This window comes from Vasconcelosia minhoensis LEGE 07310 (genome assembly GCF_015207255.1).
GTDB classification, from domain to species: Bacteria; Cyanobacteriota; Cyanobacteriia; order Phormidesmidales; family Phormidesmidaceae; genus Vasconcelosia; species Vasconcelosia minhoensis.
In genome coordinates this window covers 31,683-49,942 of record NZ_JADEXG010000022.1, presented here as the reverse complement: position 1 = coordinate 49,942, position 18,260 = coordinate 31,683, and the positions used below count along the sequence as shown (strand labels likewise).

The 18,260-nt window shown below is 57.0% G+C and carries 16 protein-coding genes; 8 read left to right on the top strand and 8 right to left on the bottom strand.

From position 1 onward, the window contains the following. Window positions 1-38: 38 nt before the first annotated feature. The gene (locus tag IQ241_RS11155; protein WP_193907044.1) at window positions 39-740 is read right to left on the bottom strand and encodes an HAD family hydrolase; all 702 of its coding nucleotides are present in this window, start codon (window positions 738-740) and stop codon (window positions 39-41) included. 184 nt (window positions 741-924) lie between these two features. On the opposite strand from IQ241_RS11155, the gene IQ241_RS11150 reads away from it, so the two are divergent. Both IQ241_RS11150 and IQ241_RS11145 read left to right on the top strand, forming a co-directional pair. After that, on the top strand, window positions 925-1,359 hold the full coding sequence (locus tag IQ241_RS11150; protein ID WP_193907042.1) for a hypothetical protein: 435 nt from the start codon (window positions 925-927) through the stop codon (window positions 1,357-1,359). Between the two features lie 7 nt (window positions 1,360-1,366). After that, on the top strand, window positions 1,367-2,890 hold the full coding sequence (locus tag IQ241_RS11145; protein WP_193907040.1) for a phytoene desaturase family protein: 1,524 nt from the start codon (window positions 1,367-1,369) through the stop codon (window positions 2,888-2,890). Here IQ241_RS11145 and IQ241_RS11140 read toward each other — a convergent pair. The 5 genes from IQ241_RS11140 to tig all read right to left on the bottom strand — a co-directional run bounded on the left by IQ241_RS11140 (window position 2,866) and on the right by tig (window position 8,456). After that, window positions 2,866-3,816 (bottom strand): phosphoribulokinase, encoded by a 951-nt coding sequence (locus IQ241_RS11140; RefSeq protein WP_193907038.1) that lies wholly within the window; start codon window positions 3,814-3,816, stop codon window positions 2,866-2,868. The two genes, IQ241_RS11145 and IQ241_RS11140, sit on opposite strands and share 25 nt — an antisense overlap. A 128-nt stretch (window positions 3,817-3,944) precedes the next feature. Beyond that, window positions 3,945-4,808: an alpha/beta fold hydrolase gene (locus IQ241_RS11135; RefSeq protein ID WP_193907036.1), complete on the bottom strand. Its 864-nt coding sequence runs from the start codon at window positions 4,806-4,808 to the stop codon at window positions 3,945-3,947. 2 nt (window positions 4,809-4,810) lie between these two features. Further along, window positions 4,811-6,145: an ATP-dependent protease ATP-binding subunit ClpX gene (gene clpX / locus IQ241_RS11130; RefSeq protein ID WP_193907034.1), complete on the bottom strand. Its 1,335-nt coding sequence runs from the start codon at window positions 6,143-6,145 to the stop codon at window positions 4,811-4,813. A 9-nt stretch (window positions 6,146-6,154) separates the two neighbouring features. Beyond that, complete coding sequence (gene clpP, locus IQ241_RS11125) at window positions 6,155-6,826, bottom strand: ATP-dependent Clp endopeptidase proteolytic subunit ClpP (protein WP_390622454.1); 672 nt, start codon at window positions 6,824-6,826, stop codon at window positions 6,155-6,157. 196 nt (window positions 6,827-7,022) lie between these two features. Then, on the bottom strand, window positions 7,023-8,456 hold the full coding sequence (gene tig / locus IQ241_RS11120) for a trigger factor (protein ID WP_193907029.1): 1,434 nt from the start codon (window positions 8,454-8,456) through the stop codon (window positions 7,023-7,025). Between the two features lie 414 nt (window positions 8,457-8,870). On the opposite strand from tig, the gene IQ241_RS11115 reads away from it, so the two are divergent. The 5 genes from IQ241_RS11115 (at window position 8,871) to IQ241_RS11095 (ending at window position 15,891) form a co-directional block, all read left to right on the top strand. Beyond that, window positions 8,871-9,908: an aspartate-semialdehyde dehydrogenase gene (locus IQ241_RS11115; protein ID WP_193907027.1), complete on the top strand. Its 1,038-nt coding sequence runs from the start codon at window positions 8,871-8,873 to the stop codon at window positions 9,906-9,908. Between the two features lie 4 nt (window positions 9,909-9,912). Continuing rightward, window positions 9,913-10,845: a 4-hydroxy-tetrahydrodipicolinate synthase gene (gene dapA, locus IQ241_RS11110; protein WP_228021596.1), complete on the top strand. Its 933-nt coding sequence runs from the start codon at window positions 9,913-9,915 to the stop codon at window positions 10,843-10,845. Between the two features lie 118 nt (window positions 10,846-10,963). Continuing rightward, window positions 10,964-12,739 carry a ribonuclease J gene (locus tag IQ241_RS11105; RefSeq protein ID WP_193907017.1) on the top strand — a complete coding sequence of 592 codons (1,776 nt, stop codon included), beginning with the start codon at window positions 10,964-10,966 and terminating at the stop codon, window positions 12,737-12,739. A gap of 522 nt (window positions 12,740-13,261) precedes the next feature. Further along, window positions 13,262-15,268 (top strand): Rne/Rng family ribonuclease, encoded by a 2,007-nt coding sequence (locus tag IQ241_RS11100; protein WP_193907015.1) that lies wholly within the window; start codon window positions 13,262-13,264, stop codon window positions 15,266-15,268. 11 nt (window positions 15,269-15,279) lie between these two features. Continuing rightward, window positions 15,280-15,891 (top strand): ribonuclease HII, encoded by a 612-nt coding sequence (locus tag IQ241_RS11095; protein WP_322743631.1) that lies wholly within the window; start codon window positions 15,280-15,282, stop codon window positions 15,889-15,891. Window positions 15,892-15,932: 41 nt separating this feature from the next. Here IQ241_RS11095 and IQ241_RS11090 read toward each other — a convergent pair whose 3' ends face one another. Next, entirely contained in the window at window positions 15,933-16,442 is a 510-nt protein-coding gene (locus IQ241_RS11090; RefSeq protein ID WP_322743630.1) for a DUF1997 domain-containing protein, read from the bottom strand. Between the two features lie 219 nt (window positions 16,443-16,661). Between IQ241_RS11090 and pheA the strand changes: the two genes are divergently transcribed. After that, a complete protein-coding gene (pheA, locus tag IQ241_RS11085) occupies window positions 16,662-17,540 on the top strand; it encodes a prephenate dehydratase (RefSeq protein WP_193907006.1) in 879 nt (292 codons plus the stop codon). On the opposite strand, the gene IQ241_RS11080 is transcribed toward pheA, so the two are convergent. After that, window positions 17,521-18,159, bottom strand: a complete 639-nt coding sequence (locus tag IQ241_RS11080; protein ID WP_193907004.1) for an LON peptidase substrate-binding domain-containing protein — start codon at window positions 18,157-18,159, stop codon at window positions 17,521-17,523. The genes pheA and IQ241_RS11080 overlap by 20 nt on opposite strands. Between the last annotated feature and the right edge of the window lie 101 nt (window positions 18,160-18,260).

The window sequence follows — 18,260 nt, the reverse complement described above, 5'->3', positions numbered from 1 at the left end:
CTTCGCGAACACTCCCCCACTCTCCCTCTACCCTCTACCTACTCATACCTCCGCCCAACCCACTCCAGCTCCACCTCCGACAAATAGTCCACTACCCAGGTCGCCGTCCGCTGTAGCATATGGTTCGGCAGCGTGTGAGCAACGCCAACCACAGGGATTCCTGCATTTTTGGCCGCGTCGATGCCGACAAAGGTATCTTCCACCGCCACGCACTGGTCAGGCCGTAGGCCCAGCTCAGGATACTGCTGATTCAGCCGCTCTATCGCTTGCAGATAGCCGTCTGGAGCGGGCTTGCTGGCCTCGGCCGGCAGCTCATCCCCGGCCACAATCACTGAGAAGTGGGGTGCAAACTCAGTCCTGGCCAAAACCTGCTCGACCTCTATGCGCTGGGCCCCGGTGACGACGGCCATTTTTAGCTGGGCAGCACGGGCGCGAAAGATCAGGTCTTCTAAGCCGGGATAAGTAGGAACTGCCCTGACCTGGCTGAGCCAGTCCTGATAGCCCGCCGTTTTTTGAGTCAGCAGCCGCTCCAGGTCAGCATCGGTGATAACGCGATCGCGCTGGGCCAGCAGGTCGCGGAGGCAGGCGCGATCGCTACGACCTAAGCAAACCTGGGCATACTCTTTGGGGTCAGGTCGCAGATTCTGCTCGAGCAGCAGCTGATCGACCAGCCGCTGGTGAACGGCTTCGTCGTTGATGATGACGCCATTAAAATTAAAAAGGACTGCCTTGAGTGCCATAAGTGCGAAACTGTCTCTCTGTCACTTGCTATGCTAAAGCACTAAAAAGAGCTGGCTGCCTGATTTTGTAAGGTTTTATCAATTTTCCGATTGTCTCCAGCCCATTTATTAAAGTAATAAATCATACGGTTTTCATCGCCGACGTTAGCCTAGCCCCAATTCCTAAAAGTCTCTGAAAGCTTAAATGCAACTCCTATCCAATTCGCCGGTCATTGGCCCAACCTCGATTCCGCTACTGCTGCGGTGGTGGCAGCAGCGGAAACGCTTAGCCGCAGCCCGATATAGCGTTCAGCCGGGTACCGTTAGCGCCGACGCAAACTATCTGCGGGCCTATCGTCGGCTGATGGAAATTTACTCTGTCGTCAAAGCCGGGGGCGTTCAGGCTCAGATTGAGGCGTCCCAAGCCTTCTTTGAGCGAGAGATGGCGGCACTCCAGCAGGTGCTAGAAACGCTGCCGGACCCGGCCCGCGAGCACGTTGAGCAAGAGATCCGGGAACTGGAGTCGGCCACCCGCTGGCGGCTTGAGCAGCTCCAGAAAATCACCCCACAAGAGGAAGCTGCCGTGCAGCAGTCTTTGGTAGACATTGAGCGTAGCCTGATGCAGCTTCAGAGCGCTTAAGACATTTATGCAGACCGATGTAATTGTGATTGGCAGCGGCATTGGCGGCCTGGTTGCCGCCGCCCTGCTGGCCCGCTACGGTCGCCGAGTCACCGTCTGTGAAAGCCATACGCTGCCCGGTGGGGCGGCTCACGCGTTTAAATGGCAGGGGTATACCTTCGACTCTGGCCCTTCCTTTTACTGCGGCCTGAGCGATGCGACCTCGGCCAATCCGCTGCGCCAGGTGCTCGACAGCCTGGAAGAACCGCTGCCCAGCATCGCCTACGACCCGTTTGGCCACTATCATTTCCCCGAGCAGACCTTCCCAGTCTACGGCGACGGCGACAAATACCGTCATGCCCTGGCTCAGGTCAGCCCCCAGGCCGCGGCTGATTTTGACCGACTAGAGCAACGGCTGCTCGACCTCTATGCGCCACTGCAGGCGGTTCCCAGCCTGGCGCTGCGGGCCGATTGGAAACTGCTGCCGCTGCTGCTGCGGCGCTACGGCGGAGCTTTGGTCAAACTTTTGCCCCACCTGCGCGATCTGGGCCGGTCCATGGGCGACATCGTCGCAGAGACGGTGCAGGATCCCTGGCTACGGCAGCTGCTCGACCTGGAATGCTTTTTGCTCTCGGGGATGAAGGCCGACGCAACGGTCGCGCCAGAAATGGCCTTTATGTTTGGCGAGCGATCGCGCTCGGTCATCGACTATCCGATTGGCGGCAGCGGGGCCATTATTGAAGCGCTGGTGCGCGGTCTCAAGCGCTGGGGCGGAGAGCTGCGGCTGGGCACCCATGTCGAGAAAATTTGGACCGAGCAGGGCCGGGCGCGGGGCGTGGTGCTTCAGTCCGGCGAACGGTTGGAAGCCGCTACGGTGATTTCCAACGCGACGATTTGGGACACCTATGGTCACCTACTTGGCCCCGACCAGCGGCCGACGCCCAAGCGCAAATCCGCCCTGGCGACGCCGGCTGTCGATAGCTTTATGCACCTGCACCTGGGCATTCGGGCTGAGGGGTTGGAGGGCTTAACAATTCATCACGTGGTAGTTCACAGCACTGAGGCAGACATCGCCGCGCCCGGCAACACCTGCATGGTGTCGATTCCTACCGTGCTCGACCCGAACCTGTCCCCGCCGGGGCATCACGCCATCCATGCCTATACGCTGGAGACCTGGGCAGGCTGGCAGCGAGACGAATCCTACGAGGCCAAAAAGCGGGAAAAGGTGGAACCGCTGTTTCGGGCGCTAGAAAAAATTATTCCCGACGTTCGCCAGCGAATAGAGGTCGAGCTGATTGGTACACCGCTCACCCATAGCCACTTTTTGCGGCGGTATCGGGGGACTTATGGACCCGCGATCACGGCTGACCAAGGCCCCTTCCCCAGCTGTAAAACCCCCATTCAGGGGCTTTACCGAGTGGGAGATAGCACTCTGCCCGGCATCGGCGTTCCTGCCGTCGCCGCATCGGGCATCCTCTGCGCCAACCAGCTGGTTAGTCTGAAGGAAAATGCGGCGCTGCTCGACTACTACTTAAGCAAGGCCGTCCGCTGAGCTGCTTTAAGCATGTGATAGGTGATTAAAAGCTGGGTCAGCGCCAGCGGATAGCTCTGCAACGTTTCGCCGGTGGTGCCGGTAATTTTGCCAATATTGGTATTGCCTTCAATGCTGCAAAACTGGCCGAGATGGGGCACTTCCTTACAGAGAATACGCTCCAGCTGCTGCACCTGAGACTCATGGGCATGGCCGTCAATTTCTAGCACGTCCACCGGCTTACTCATATCGCGGTCTAGCCCCAGCCGAATGGCATCGCCTAAGTCGTTGCCATTGTCATCGAGAATATGGGTGAAATCTGGGTGAGGAATGGTCGGGCGCAGCACCAGTTTGACGTTCAGCAGCAGGTCGCTCTGCTCCGAGTCATCCTGGGGGGGGTAGAAGGTCACGATCACATCGGCCCACTGCCGCTGCGGGCGGATAAAGGCTTCCGAGTCAGGCTCGCGTTTTCTCAGCTGCTCCAGCACCTGTTCGGGCTCATAGCCCCGCTTGCGGGTATCGCGGCCGACTTTCCACTTGGTACGCAGGTCTTCCGGCGGCGCCAGGTAGACCTTCACATCGTAGGTATCACGAGCCCGCTTGGTCTTGTAGCCCAGCAGCCCCTCGACGATCACAAATTTCTTCGGCTGAATGTACTCCGGCGGGTCAAACATACCCGTTGAGTGGTTGTAAATCGGCTTGAGGATGGGCTGCCCCTGCCGCAGCAGCTGCAGGTGCTGCTCGATAATATCCAGGTAGTTGCAGTCGGGAGCTAGGGCAGAAATGCCAATCTCAGCTCGCTGCTTGCGGTCGTAGCGGTGGTAGTCGTCGGTGCAGATGATGGTGACGTCGTCCTTCCCGACAACCTGAGCAATCCCCCGCGTCAAGGTCGTTTTACCAGCGGCGCTATCGCCCACAATGCCAAGAATAATTGGACGTTCGGGCATGGTTCCTCCGGGGGATAAAGGGGACTCGGTGCAGCTTCTCAATAGAGAGAGGTGAATAGTCTTAATTCTAGAGATCTATGGTCGCTGACTCAAGCGACTAACTCAGTAGAAGCTGACCCAAACCCGTCTCAGGATTTTGCTCTGACAAAATCTAAAACAACTTCTAGATAGGTCGCCGGGTCCTCCAGCATCGGAAAGTGGGCCGTCTCTTTCATCAGCACATATTCGATCTGGTCGCTCATGGCTGCCGCCTGTCGCCCCAGCTCAGCTGGCGTAATTTTGTCATATTCACCCGATATCATCAGGGCGGGCCGCTGCACCCTAGAAAAGGCAGCAGGCATTACTTCAGTCGCATGTTTGCTGACCGCGGCCCGTAGCGTTCCAACGGCGGTGGCCCCATCCGCCACCAGAAAATCTTTTAGAAACGCCTGCTTCTCTGCCAGCGGAATGGAGCGCCGTAAAAAGCGCGACATAAACATCTGCGGCGCTAGCGGCACCCGGCTCAGCCATTTAGGTCGCACCGCGACGACGTAGCCGCCAAACCGGTAGAAGGCTTCAAAGGCGCGTTGGTCATACTCAAAGCTGCCATTGCAGGTAAAAATGGCCTTTTGCACCCGTTCTGGACAGCGATCGAGAAAGTAAAGTCCGACCGTGCCCCCCATCGAGTGGGCGTTTAGATAGACGGGCTGGCTTAGGCCGAGCTGGTCTAGTAAAATCCGCAGGTCTTCGGCAAAGCTTTCTAAGCTGCCGAGGCTAGGGTCAGCTACCATTTGCTCCGCTGCCGGGGCCTGAGTTCGACCAAACCCCCGCATATCGTAGAGCAGACAGTCAAAATCAGACTTGAGGGCCTGGGCGGTCGATTCCCAATAGCGGGCCGACCCGGCCCAGCCATGTAAGAAAACCATCACCGGCCGACCGGATGCGCCGGGGGAATCGGCCTCAGCAATCCACTCGTAGTAATGCTCAACGCCGTTGACGACGACGGTTGCCATGGCTAAGCAGATTCGGGTTTGGGCAGGGAAGAGGGGTGCAGCAGTAGGTTAGCCGTGGAGCGCTCTTCCACCATTTCGGGAGTGATGGTGCAGTGGTTGACATCTTTACGGGAAGGCAGCTCGTACATCACGTCGAGCATGATTTCTTCGATGATGCTGCGCAGGGCTCGGGCGCCGGTTTTGCGCTTGAAGGCTTCTTTCGCGATCGCTCTTACCGCATCAGCCGTAAACTCCAGGTCTACGCTATCCATTCGCATCAGCTGCTTAAACTGTTTGACTAGCGCATTTCGGGGCTCGGTGAGGATAGAGACCAGCGTGTCTTCGTCCAGCGGCTCAACCACAGAGATAGCGGGAATCCGGCCAATAAACTCGGGAATCATGCCAAATTTGACGATATCATCAGGTTCCAGATACTTAAGAATATCGGCGGCCCGCTTATCGCGGCTGGCCCCTTCGCCTGGCTGGATGAAGCCCATCGACTTTTTGCCAATCCGCTGCTCGACAATTTTGTCGAGTCCAACAAACGCGCCGCCGCAGATGAATAAAATATTGCGGGTGTCGATTTGAATGCAGTCCTGGTAGGGATGCTTCCGCCCGCCCTGGGGCGGAACGTTGGCGACGGTGCCTTCCAGCATCTTAAGCAGCGCCTGCTGGACGCCCTCGCCGGACACATCGCGGGTAATCGACGGATTTTCACTCTTGCGGGCAATCTTATCGATTTCATCGATGTAGATAATGCCGCGCTGGGCTTCTTCAACGTCCAGGTCGGCCACCTGCAGCAGCCGCAGCAAAATATTCTCGACATCTTCGCCGACGTAGCCCGCTTCGGTCAGGGTCGTGGCGTCGGCAACAGCGAAGGGGACGTCTAGAATACTGGCCAAGGTCTGAGCAAGCAGAGTTTTGCCACAGCCAGTTGGGCCGATGAGCAAAATATTTGACTTTTGCAGCTCGATATTTTCACTGGCCTCGCCTTCTTCCGACTGGGCGTAGCTGAGCCGCTTGTAGTGATTGTAAACCGCTACCGAGAGCACCTTTTTGGCCTCGTTCTGGCCAATCACATGCTCGTCTAGGTAGGACTTAATTTCTCGCGGTTTGGGAATCTGGCTGAGGGCGATGGGAACGGGCGCTTTGCGCCGGCGCTCGGGGGGCTGGTCGCGGCGCGGGGCGGGGGTCGCGACCGCAGCGCTAGAGTCAAACAACTCTTCGTCTAAAATTTCATTACAGAGATCGACACACTCATCGCAGATGTAGACTCCTGGCCCAGCGATCAGCTTGCGCACCTGCTCCTGAGACTTGCCGCAGAAGGAACATTTGAGATGGGAGTCATATTTAGGCATATTGGCTCTTTACCCTAGCGCAGTCAGCTTAGCATCCGCCATTGTCGATTTGGTGATCACCTGATCGATCAGGCCGTAGACCCTGGCTTCTTCGGCTGACATGAAGAAGTCTCGTTCGGTGTCAGCCTCAATCTTTTCTAGAGCTTGCCCGGTATGACCCGCTAAGAGCTCATTCAGGCGGCGCTTGAGGTACAGAATTTCCCGCGCCTGAATTTCGATATCGACAGCCTGCCCCTGGGCTCCGCCCAGCGGCTGGTGAATCATAATCCGCGAGCTGGGCAGCGCCATTCGCTTATTGGCCGCACCGCCCGCGAGCAAAAAGGCCCCCATGCTGGCCGCTAACCCAAAGCAGATGGTAACCACGTCTGGCCGCACCTGCTGCATCGTGTCGTAGATTGCCATACCCGCTGTAACGGAGCCACCGGGCGAGTTGATGTAGAGCTGCACGTCCTTTTCAGGGTCTTCGGCATCCAGGTAAAGCAGCTGAGCCACGATGGAGTCGGCCACCATATCGTCTACCGGGGTGCCCAGAAAGACAATCCGCTCCCGCAGCAGCCGCGAGTAGATGTCAAAGGCGCGCTCGCCTCGACCCGACTGCTCCAGTACCATCGGCACAACGCTGCGGGGAGTCGAGGCGCCGGCGTTCGTACTGACTATGTTGGGCAGCTGGGAATTGAGAATGTCCATAAATTCAAACGGTCGCACAGAGGATGGAGCGGCCAGGCAGGTTAGAAGCTAAATGCCTAATCGCTAACCTCACTTTAGCGAAGTCAATGCATTTCGACATTAATCTACAATACCCGGACGAATTTATAGATTGTCAAGCCTCGGCCATCTGCTAACGGCAAAATTGCCTGTCTGGCGCGTCTGCCTAAAGTTAGGCGCTAGCCTCGACATCAATCACTGCTTCGGCAGCTGAGGCGGGCTCGGCGGATGCTGCTTCCTCTGAGTCCGGTTCTACGGGTTCGGCTGCCTCATCTTCCTCAGGAGCCAAAGCGCCCTCGGGTACCAGCTCAATCGTCGCCTGCTCCTTCAGCCAGGCGAGAATTTTTTCTTTTAGCAGGTCTTCGTTGACGACCTCACGCAGCCGGTCGGGATCGATGGCATCGGGATCCTCGACTTCAGCCAGCATTTCGTCCATGCGGGCCAGAATGTCGGCTTCTTCGACCGCGATCGCTTCTTGCTTAGCCACTTCTCCCAAGGCCAGGGTGCGCCGCAGCCGCTCAATCGCCTCGGGCCGGGCATTTTTCCGCATCCCTTCGACCAGATCTTGAGTCAGAAACTTATTGACGTCGATGCCCTGGCGGCTGAGCTGCACCACCGTTTGCTGCACTAGGAAAGTGGCTTCGCGCTGCACCAGAGTATGGGGCATCTCGGCCTCTAAATGCTCAACCAGCGCGTCGAGCAGCGCCGCCTCAATATTGGCCTGGGTAGCCTGCTCAGTCTCTTCCTGATAGCGCTCTTCTAAGGACTGGCGCAGCTCGGCAATGGTTTCAAAATCGCTGACCTCCTGGGCAAAGTCGTCGTCTAGGTCGGGCAGCTCCTTTTCCTTCAGCTCGTTCAGCGTAATGGTAAAAACGGCGGGCTGACCAGCTAGGTTGGAGTCGGAATAGGCTTCCGGAAAGGTCACCTCCACATCTTTGGTCTCTTCCAGCTCCATCCCAATAATGCCTTCGACAAAGCCCGGAATAAATTGCCCTTCTTTAATTTCGACCTGGAAGTCCTCGGCGCTGCCGCCTTCAAAAACTTCCGGCTCGCCGTCGGGTTTGACCAGCTTGCCGACAAAGTCAATAATCGCCACATCGCCCGCCTGAGCCGCTCGGTCTTCGATTGGCACCAGCGTCGCCAGATTTTCGCGGTAGCGGCTCAGGGTTTCATCAACCCGATTGGGATCGGGCTCAATTTTTTCAGCCTTAACTGACAGATCTTTATATTCGCTCAGGCTGAGCCGGGGTGGAACGTCTACCGAAGCCGAAATGATAAAAGGCTGGCCGGGCTCATACTGACCAATTAGATCTTCAAAGGAAGAGCGCAGCTGATAGTTGCCGATCGCCTCTAGCTCTTCCTGCTCAATAGCTTGATCAATGGCCTTCTGCACTAGGTCTTCTAGCGCCGCTGCCTTCAGCCGAGTCGGTCCTAAGCGCTGAATCAGCACCTGACGCGGCACCTTGCCCTTACGGAAACCAGGGATATTAGCGCTTTTCATATAGTCCCGCAGAACCTGCTCGTATCCTTGCTTAGACAGGTCTGCGGGCACTTCAATTTCGAGTCCTACCTGGCTGTCGGGCAGTTTTTCCTGGGTAACTTTCATTGCAGCTATGTTCTTTATTAATGTTCTTGATGGTTCAGCAGGTCGGCCGTTGGCTGTCGGAGACAGAAACAGTTAGCTATCATACCTAATTATTTGGCTTCCCGCCTCCCTAGCCACTAGCCCGGCAGTGGGTGCCGATAGGCTGAGATTCGACGAAAGGGCAACATGGGCGACAGCCACTGGCGCTGGGCCTATATAATGAAGTAAGTTAGCGCTACGGCTGCTTGACGAGTCGGGGTAGAGCCGGTAGCCTAGCGCCACACAGACTGCCAAAGCGGGTCGCCAAAACGGGCCTTGGAGGCAGGGGCAAGCTAAAATCAGGCCCCCTGCTGGTATTCCGTTTCATATAGAAGCTTCCAGACAATTGAATAGATCAATGAATAGATTAAGAAACATGTGCAGGAGGATATTTGCTTGCCCGAAGAAACATACACCGTTGCCATTTTAGGCGCGACTGGAGCGGTGGGGACAGAGCTACTAGAGCTCTTACAGGAGCGCCGTTTCCCAATTAAATCTCTCAAGCTGCTGGCGTCGGCTCGGTCGGCCGGCAAGCATCTGAGCTTTCGCGGTCAGCCGGTGACCGTCGAAGCGCTGAGCCAGTCGGCCTTGGAAGACGTCGATATTGTCTTGGCGTCGGCCGGGGCTAGCGTATCGCGAGAATGGGCCGAGGTCGCGATCGCGGCTGGAGCGGTCGTCATCGACAATTCCAGCGCCTTTCGGATGGATAGCGATGTGCCGCTGATCGTCCCCGAGGTCAACCCAGAGGTGGCGGCGAATCACCGCGGCCTAATCGCCAACCCCAACTGCACGACGATTTTGATGAGTTTGGCGCTGTGGCCGCTGCATCAGGTGCAGCCGATTCGGCGAGTCGTGGTGGCGACCTACCAGTCCGCTAGCGGGGCCGGAGCTCGGGCGATGGCCGAAGTTAAAGAGCAGGCTGCCGCAATGCTGGCCGATCAGCCGCCGCCGACCGAAATTTTTCCCTATCCCCTAGCCTTCAATCTCTTTCCTCACAATTCACCCCTGACCGAGCAGGGCTATTGCCAGGAAGAGATGAAAATGGTGAACGAAACTCGCAAAATCTTTAATCAGCCCGATTTGCGGGTTACGGCTACCTGTATACGGGTTCCCGTCTTGCGGGCCCATTCTGAAGCGGTTAACCTGGAATTTGACACCCCATTCGAACCAGAGCGAGCCAGGTCAATCTTGGCGCAGGCTCCCGGCGTAAAGCTGCTAGAAGATTGGCAGGCTAACTATTTCCCCATGCCGTTCGAGGCCAGTGGTCAAGACGATGTCCTGGTTGGCCGAATCCGTCAGGATCTGTCTCACCCCTGTGGGCTAGAGCTCTGGCTGAGCGGCGATCAGATTCGCAAAGGGGCTGCGCTTAACGCCGTCCAGATTGCTGAGCTGCTGGTCGCCAAGCGCTGGCTGGCGACGGCTGTAGCGGCCTGAAACCATGCCCAAAGACCCGTTTAAAGACAGCGCAGAAGTCAATCACGTGCCCTGGTTTGGACGAGTGCTGACGGCGATGGTCACCCCCTTTTCTGAAACTGGGGAGGTGAACTACGCGATTGCTGAGAAGCTGGCGGCTCATCTAGTTGAGCAGGGCACAGACACCCTGGTCGTCTGCGGCACGACAGGCGAATCACCGACCCTCACCTGGGACGAAGAATATCAGCTGTTTCAGGTCGTCCAGGGGGCCGTCTCGGGGCGGGCTCGGGTGATGGCCGGGACCGGTTCTAACAGCACCTGCGAGGCCATCAGCGCTACCCAGAAAGCCCAAAAGCTGGGGCTAGACGGCTCTTTGCAGGTCGTCCCCTACTATAATAAGCCTCCCCAGGAGGGGCTCTATGACCACTTCAGCGCGATCGCAAAAGCCGTCCCCGACCTGCCGATCATGCTGTATAACGTCCCTGGTCGTACCAGCTGCGCAATCGCGCCAGCAACGGTGGCCAAGCTGGCAGAGATTCCCAATATTGTGGCCCTCAAGCAAGCCGATGGGAACCTTGATCTGGCCAGTGAGATTCGGCAGCTGACGCCGCCGACCTTTGACCTCTATTCGGGTGATGATTCGCTGACGCTGCCGCTGCTCGCCGTAGGCGGCGTTGGCGTGGTCAGCGTTGCCAGCCATTTGGCGGGGCCACAGCTACAGCAGATGATTCAGGCCTTTGAGCAGGGCCAGACGCGGCGGGCAACGGCGCTGCATCTAGCGCTTTTCCCGCTGTTCAAGGCGCTGTTTGCGACGACCAGTCCGATTCCGCTAAAGGCCGCACTGAGGCTAGAGGGGTGGGCCGTAGGCACCTGCCGCTCGCCGCTGGGCGACGCTTCGGCAGCGGTGCTTCAACAGCTCAAATCGGTGCTTGAAAGCCTGGAGCTGCTGAAATCTTAATCAGGCAGCCCGCCCCGTCCCAAGCTTACGCAGAGGCCGGTCGGCGCGATCGCGCCTGCCTCCCCATCTATTTTCAGTTCACAATTCTCATCATTCACTGTTTACTCAAGGATTTTCTATGACTCGAAACAAACGCAATTCCGATTCGGCAACCCTAAAAATCATTCCGCTCGGCGGACTGCATGAAATTGGCAAAAATACCTGCATCTTTGAAATCAACGACGAAATCGTCCTGCTAGATGCGGGTTTGGCCTTTCCCACGGACGGCATGCACGGCGTCAACATCGTGCTGCCCGACGTCACCTACCTGCGCGAAAATCAGCACAAAATCAAGGGCATGATCGTCACCCACGGTCACGAAGACCACATCGGCGGTATTGCCTTTCACCTCAGGCAGTTCAATATCCCAGTGATCTACGGGCCGCGGCTGGCAATGGCGCTGCTCCAGGGCAAGCTGGAAGAGGCCGGTATGGCCAAGCGCACCGAGCTGCGCACCGTCGGCCCCCGGGAGAAAGTCAAGTTCGGCAAATCGTTTGAAGTGGAGTACATCCGCAATACCCATTCGATTTCCGACAGCTTTACCGTCGCGATTCGCACCCCGGCGGGTGTCGTCATCCACAGCGGTGACTACAAAATTGACCATACGCCGGTCGATGGCGAATATTTTGACTTCCAGCGCCTGGCTGAGTATGGCGAGAACGGCGTGCTCTGTCTGGTTGGCGACTCGACCAACGCCGAAGTGCCGGGCAGCACGCCCTCTGAGCGCACGGTCTTCCCTAACCTGGACCAGGCCTTTAGCCAGGCTGCCGGTCGGCTGTTTGTGACCACCTTTGCCTCCTCAGTGCATCGGGTGAATATGCTCTTAGAGCTGGCCCAAAAGCACGGCCGGTCGGTATTCGTAGTGGGCCGGTCGATGCTCAACGTGATCGCCCATGCCCGCGAGCTGGGCTACATCAAATGCCCCGACAGCCTGTTCAAGCCGCTCAATCAGCTCAATCAGTGCCCCGACAAGCAGGCAATGATCCTGACGACGGGCTCCCAGGGCGAGCCGATGGCGGCCCTGACGCGAATTTCCAATCGCTCCCACCGCCAGATTAAGATTCATGAAGGCGATACCGTCATCTTCTCGGCCCACCCGATTCCGGGCAATACCATCGGCGTAGTCAACACCATTGACAAGCTGATGCAGCAGGGGGCGCATGTCGTCTACGGCAAAGATAAGGGACTCCATGTCTCGGGTCACGGCTCCCAGGAAGACCAGAAGATGATGCTGGCCCTGACCCGGCCCAAGTTCTTCATGCCGGTGCACGGTGAGCACCGGATGCTGGTGAAGCATTCCCAAATGGCTCAGAGTATGGGCATCCCGGCTGAAAACATCGTGATTGTGAATAATGGCGACGTGATTGAAGTCAACGAGGCGGCGATTCGGATCGCCGGTCAGGTGCCTTCTGGCGTGGAGCTGGTCGATTCGTCACGGACTGGCGTGGTGCAGCGCGACGTGCTGCGAGAGCGGCAGCAGATTGCCGAAGATGGCATCTTCACGGTCTCAGCGACGGTCAGCGACCAGGGCAAGCTGCTGGGCGAGCCGATTGTCAACCTGCGCGGTGTGGTGACGACCAAGGCCCAGGAGCAGTGGGAGCGCAGCGTGCAGCAGGTGGTCGAGAAAGGGCTGCGCGATCGCTGGTCGGAAGTGGCCGAAGACGGCAACGGCAGCGGCCCAATTGTGAAGTGGGACGGGCTGCGATCTCGCCTGGAGGAAGAACTGCGGCGCTTTGTTCGGCGCGAACTGCCCAAGAGCTACCCTCTAGTTGTTTTCCTGCTTCAGCACATTCCGGTAGAGGGCACCGCTAAGTCCAGCCCGGTGCGAGCTAGACAGGCGGTCTCGGCCTCTTAGTCAAAAAGCGCTGGGAGTCTTCTGTAAAATTCCCCATCAATTCCCCAGCGGGTAGACACCCGCTGGGGAATTTTGTGCTAAAAGTTGATTAGGAAAGTAAATATGTGCGTCGGGCCGAGCTATAATGCGTTTCAGCAGAAGCCGCCGCAAAGAGGACGTCCAGGGCCATCAGTTTTGAGCCCGTCCAGCGGCGAGGTACTAATTCTGGAGCAGCTTCTGTCAGAGTTCTTGTGCTATACAAGGTCTTGGCAAAGCGCGGGAGCTTTCCTGTAGCCCCAGAGAGGTTTGGTACTTTCGAGTCATCTTGGCTTTCTGACAAAATCCGTTGACGACTGCCCGGGAGCGCTGAGTCAGTTTACTTAGACTGCCTTCGATGTGTCACTTGTCTATTGCAGACAATGGCCATTGGGCGTCCATCTCACTTTTCTTATCCCAGACTTTTACCAATCCATGATCCGCCAGCGGAGCTGCCCTATTGGCAAGTGTGAAGCTCCAGGCTGGTAAGGTTTCAGAGGAAATTGAATGCCCAAGCAAATCATCATCGCAGAACAGCATCGCCTGGCTGCTGTTTTTTCAGAAGATCAGATCCAGGAACTCATCGTTGCGACCGGTAGCCACCAGGTCGGCGATATCTACCTTGGCACTGTCGAAAACGTTCTATCGGGTATTGATGCTGCCTTTGTCAATCTCGGCGATAGCGAGCGCAACGGCTTTATCCATGTTTCCGATCTCGGACCGCTGAAGCTCAAGCGCATGACTGCGCCGATTACGGAGCTCCTCGCGCCACAGCAGAAAGTGCTGGTGCAGGTGATGAAGGAACCCACCGGCAATAAGGGTCCTCGGCTCACCGGCAAGGTCACTTTGCCAGGTCGATATCTGGTGTTAATGCCCTATGGCAGAGGCGTCAATCTCTCGCGCCGGATTCAGAGTGACGCCGAGCGCCATCGGCTCAGGGCCCTGGGTATTCTGATCAAGCCGCCGGGGATGGGGCTGCTGGTCCGCACGGAGGCAGAGCAGGTGCCCGAAGATGCCATCATCGAAGATCTGGAAGCGCTGCAGCGACGCTGGGAGATGGTGCAGCAGGAGGCGATGTCCACCCGTCCGCCGGCCCTGCTCAACCGCGACGACGACTTTATCCAGCGGGTTCTACGAGACGTCTACAATGCTGATGTGAACCGAATCGTAACGGATTCTCCGTCAGGGCTCCAGCGGGTCAAGCAGCATTTATCAAATTGGAGCGGGGGAAAAATTCCTTCCGGCATCCTGATTGACTATCACCGAGAAAAGACGCACATCCTAGAATTCTTCCGGGTCAATGCAGCGATCCGTGAAGCGCTGAAGCCTCGGGTTGATTTGCCTTCTGGTGGCTACATTATTATTGAGCAAACCGAAGCGCTAACCGTAGTTGACGTCAACTCAGGCTCTTTCACTCGCTCGGCGACAGCCCGGGAGACCGTCCTCTGGACCAATTGCGAAGCCGCAACCGAAATTGCGCGGCAGCTGCGTCTGCGAAATATCGCCGGGGTGATCATTATCGACTTTATCGATATGGACGCCCGCCGCGATCAGCTCCAGGTACTAGAGCAGTTCAGCAAAGCGATTCGCGCGGACAAGTCCCGACCCCAGATTTCTCAGCTCTCTGAGCTAGGCCTAGTCGAGCTGACCCGAAAGCGCCAGGGGCAAAATATCTACGAGCTGTTTGGCCGTACCTGTCCGACCTGTGGCGGACAGGGGCACCTGGTACATTTGCCGGGCAGTGAAGAGCCAGCGGTCGCCGAGCGCTCTGCGGTCGCATCGCGGATGCCGAGCTACGTTTCACCGACGGCCAGCTTCTCTAGCCGGCCAGCCCGGGAAGAGACCGTGGAGGCAATCGAGGCCCAAACCGACCTGCAGGAGCTCGATTTACTCCATCATCCCGACTACCGTGAGAAGAGCGGCGGCGGTCGCAACAGCAATCGGCGGCGGCGACGGCGCGAGCCCGACAGTTTACCGAGCCGCACGACGCGTTCAGTCCCGGAACCTACGCCCAAGCAGGACCCCAAAGACCCTAAAAAGGAAGTCGCAGCCCCGGACAGTAACGGTCAGCAGGCGACCGAGACCGATAGCCAGACCTCTCGTAGCAAGCGCTCTCGCAATGGCCGGCGCAAGTCCGAAGAGCCAGCTGAAATGATTGCCGTTGAGATGTCCCCTGAAGAGCAGCGGATCTATGCTGCTATGGGTATTTCTCCCCTAGTGCTCAGCGAGCAATCGGTTAAAAATCCCAAGCAGGCTGTGGTGTCTGTAGTCCTACCGGGTGAGGTGGCTAAGTTAGATAGCGCAACGAGTCAGGCTGCGGCAGCGGAGTCATTGGGTACTGATTTGGCAGACGCTGACTCATCAGTTTCTCGTAGTGAGACTTCTGCTTCGACCGATAAAGTAGCCCCCCAGGCTGATTTGCCCGAGAGTGAAGCTAAAGCTGAGGCGGAAGAGTCCGCTGCTCCCGTGAGGCGGCGGCGCCGGCGACGCTCGACGGCGTCTGAATCGGAGTAACGGATCCGCCTGTGCGATCGCGATTTTGTCAGTACCCAGTCACGGCTGAGGTAGCTGGTGTGGACGAAGTCGGTCGGGGGGCCCTCTTTGGTCCGGTGGTGGCAGCGGCGGTGCTGCTGCCACCCGTCGCGGCTGAGTCGCTGTTCCAGGCTGGTGTGACTGACAGCAAGCAGCTCACGCCTCAGCGGCGTCAGCTGCTATCGACTCAAATTCGCTCGGTAGCTCTGGACTGGCAGATTGGCTACGTTTCAGCCGCAGCCATTGATCGGATCAATATTCTTCAGGCCTCGCTGCTGGCGATGAAACGAGCTATCAGCCGACTATCTCCTCCCCTTAACCTCTGCCTAATCGACGGTAATCAGCCCATTCCCCAGCTGGGCCTGGCTCAGCAGACGGTGGTTAAAGGGGACAGCCGCAGCCTTGCGATCGCAGCTGCCAGCATCTTGGCCAAGGTCTGGCGGGATACCCTGATCGTACGTTTAGAGCAGCGCTATCCAGGCTATGATCTGGCTTCTAATAAGGGTTATGGCAGCGCCAAGCACCTAGCTGGCCTGGCCCGGCTGGGTCCTAGTCGGCAGCATCGTAAATCGTTTCGGAGCTGTCAGCTGGAGCTGCCGCTATAGGCAGACGGAGTTTAAGCTAGAGGAAGGGAGTGAAAGAATTGCTATGAGACTTTAGCTGAAAGGGCGGGCTGTTTTGCCGCCCAGTCTCGATAGTCTGCAACCAGTCGCCGCATCAGGCGCTGCTTCATCGTCGCTAGAATACCGTTGAGAATGCCGTTGCCGGTCGCTTTAAGGACAGACTTTGGCATAAACCGCAGAGCTGTAGGCAGATCAACGTCTACTTTCAGATTGGCCTGACCACAGAGCTGAGTGCCCCGGCGACCGTCCTGGGACGAAAGATGGCCCTGGAGGTTGAGCGAGAACTTGTCGCTAATGGCTGGCTGACCTTCCAGCCGACAGGCGGTTGAGTGCACATAAACCGTATTCTGCTCAGACCAGATCTCAATGTCAGAAACCGGACGCAGCATCAGCGTGACAAACTTTATCGGCTGCATTCTAAACCGAAACAGGCCCGGCTCTAGCGTCTCAAGCTGCTCAGGATCGATCAGCGCCAGCATCAGTCGGTCCGACTGTTTCAGGTATTGCTGAATCGGTACTGACTGAGGCGGCACTGCAATAGATACAGACTGGGACGCTTGAAAGCAAACCATTGGAAGTACGGGTTAGAAACTAAAAACTTTGATAAGTCAGTCTTATTACTGATTCCTAATAATATCATTTTTATGCTGAGAGCTGACCCTATCGTTGGGAAGGCTTGTAAACTCGGTCTGCTCAGCAGAACAACGTAGCGCTTTAAACTATTTTTCAGTCAAAAGTGGGAAGATGACGGCATGAACCTTTCAATTGCCTATCTCGGACCGCAGGGAACTTACTCAGAGTTTGCCGCCTCGACCTATGCTCGCTGGCTGCAACAGCACCATCAGACCGACACCGCCCGTCAAGCCTATCCTAGCATTGCCCAGGTACTGCGGGCAGTCGCCCAGGCTGAGGTCGATATCTGCGTAGTTCCAGTCGAAAATTCCATCGGCGGCGGCGTTACGACGACCTTGGATATGCTGTGGGAACTGGATATGCTTCAGATTCAGCGAGCCCTGACGCTGCCAATTGAGCATGCTTTTCTATCCCAGGCCGATCGACTACAGGTGGTATCTACGGTTTATTCTCATCCCCAGGCCTTGACCCAATGTCAGAAGTGGCTGGAAACCCATTTGCCCGAGGTCACCCTGATCGCGACAAATTCTACGACTGAAGCGCTGCAACACCTCGATGCCGACCCTACGGTGGGCGCAATTTCGTCTGCCTGGGCTGCTCAGATCTATGGCCTACCTGTGCTGGCCCATCCGATCAATGACCACAGCGATAACTGCACCCGGTTTTGGGTGCTCAGTCGAGAGTCTTCCCAATCGGGAGACTATACTTCTCTGGCCTTTAGCCTGCCCACAAACGATGCCGGAGCCTTGCTGAAACCGCTCCAGCATCTGGCTCTGGCAAAGATTAATATGAGTCGAATCGAGTCCCGACCGACTAAGCGATCGCTAGGGGACTATTTATTTTTTATCGATATTGAAGCGGGCCTAGATAGCCCACACACCAGGGCTGCTTTAGACGCCATGGGCGGCTGCACAGAAACGCTAAAGCTGTTTGGCAGCTATACGCTGCTGCCGATGGAAGAGGTGCTGGCTCAGACCTCTACTCCAAAATATCTTTGAGCGCAGTGCGAGCGGCTAGATTATTACGGGTAGAGGTCAAAATTTCGGCTTCACGCTGCAGCCGTCCGTTCGTATCTTGCATTTCAAGCAGCATCTGCTGCTCATCAGCGACACCGTAGAGCGTGCTGGCAACCCAGTAAGACAGTTCCAGCGGTAGATCTGGAATATCTTCAGGAAAGTCAATCTCCTGCTGAGTCAGCTTGGCAGATAGGCGAACGACGTCCCGCAGCAGCTGATTCACCTCCGTTGCTAGAGGAACCAGATCCTGATTGTCAGTACCGTCCTCTATCCACTCGACCAGACCGACTCGGTAGGGCTTTTCTCGCACATAGTCTAAAACGCGAAAGCGCTGCTGGCCCATCGTCAGCACCTTTAGTCGATCGTCTGGCAAACGCTGGTAGTGAACAATTTCGGCGCAGCAGCCGACTTTCGCAATTTCTTTAGTTTGAGGATCAACCATGAGTACGCCAAAGCGGCGATCGCTTTGGAGGATCGTATTCACCAGGATCCGATATCGATATTCGAAAACGTGAAGCGGTAGAGGCCTGCCAGGAAAAAGGACGAGTTCAGGCAGTGGAAAAAGCGGAAGTTCTCGAACAGCGACGGAGGAAGAATTCATTATGTCGGCTTTGGGATGAGCAAGGAAGGGCTGCTTAGAGCGGACTGTTTGAAAACCGGAAAGGGCAGTTGATTTCTCTCATTTTAGCCCAGAGACACTGG

Coding starts and splice junctions, on each gene's coding strand:
- IQ241_RS11080 (WP_193907004.1), bottom strand. CDS start 18,159: ATGAATTCTTCCTCCGTCGCTGTTCGAGAACTTCCGCTTTTTCCACTG.
- IQ241_RS11145 (WP_193907040.1), top strand. CDS start 1,367: ATGCAGACCGATGTAATTGTGATTGGCAGCGGCATTGGCGGCCTGGTT.
- IQ241_RS11105 (WP_193907017.1), top strand. CDS start 10,964: ATGACTCGAAACAAACGCAATTCCGATTCGGCAACCCTAAAAATCATT.
- tig (WP_193907029.1), bottom strand. CDS start 8,456: ATGAAAGTTACCCAGGAAAAACTGCCCGACAGCCAGGTAGGACTCGAA.
- IQ241_RS11150 (WP_193907042.1), top strand. CDS start 925: ATGCAACTCCTATCCAATTCGCCGGTCATTGGCCCAACCTCGATTCCG.
- IQ241_RS11135 (WP_193907036.1), bottom strand. CDS start 4,808: ATGGCAACCGTCGTCGTCAACGGCGTTGAGCATTACTACGAGTGGATT.
- pheA (WP_193907006.1), top strand. CDS start 16,662: ATGAACCTTTCAATTGCCTATCTCGGACCGCAGGGAACTTACTCAGAG.
- IQ241_RS11140 (WP_193907038.1), bottom strand. CDS start 3,816: ATGCCCGAACGTCCAATTATTCTTGGCATTGTGGGCGATAGCGCCGCT.
- dapA (WP_228021596.1), top strand. CDS start 9,913: ATGCCCAAAGACCCGTTTAAAGACAGCGCAGAAGTCAATCACGTGCCC.
- clpX (WP_193907034.1), bottom strand. CDS start 6,145: ATGCCTAAATATGACTCCCATCTCAAATGTTCCTTCTGCGGCAAGTCT.
- IQ241_RS11155 (WP_193907044.1), bottom strand. CDS start 740: ATGGCACTCAAGGCAGTCCTTTTTAATTTTAATGGCGTCATCATCAAC.
- IQ241_RS11100 (WP_193907015.1), top strand. CDS start 13,262: ATGCCCAAGCAAATCATCATCGCAGAACAGCATCGCCTGGCTGCTGTT.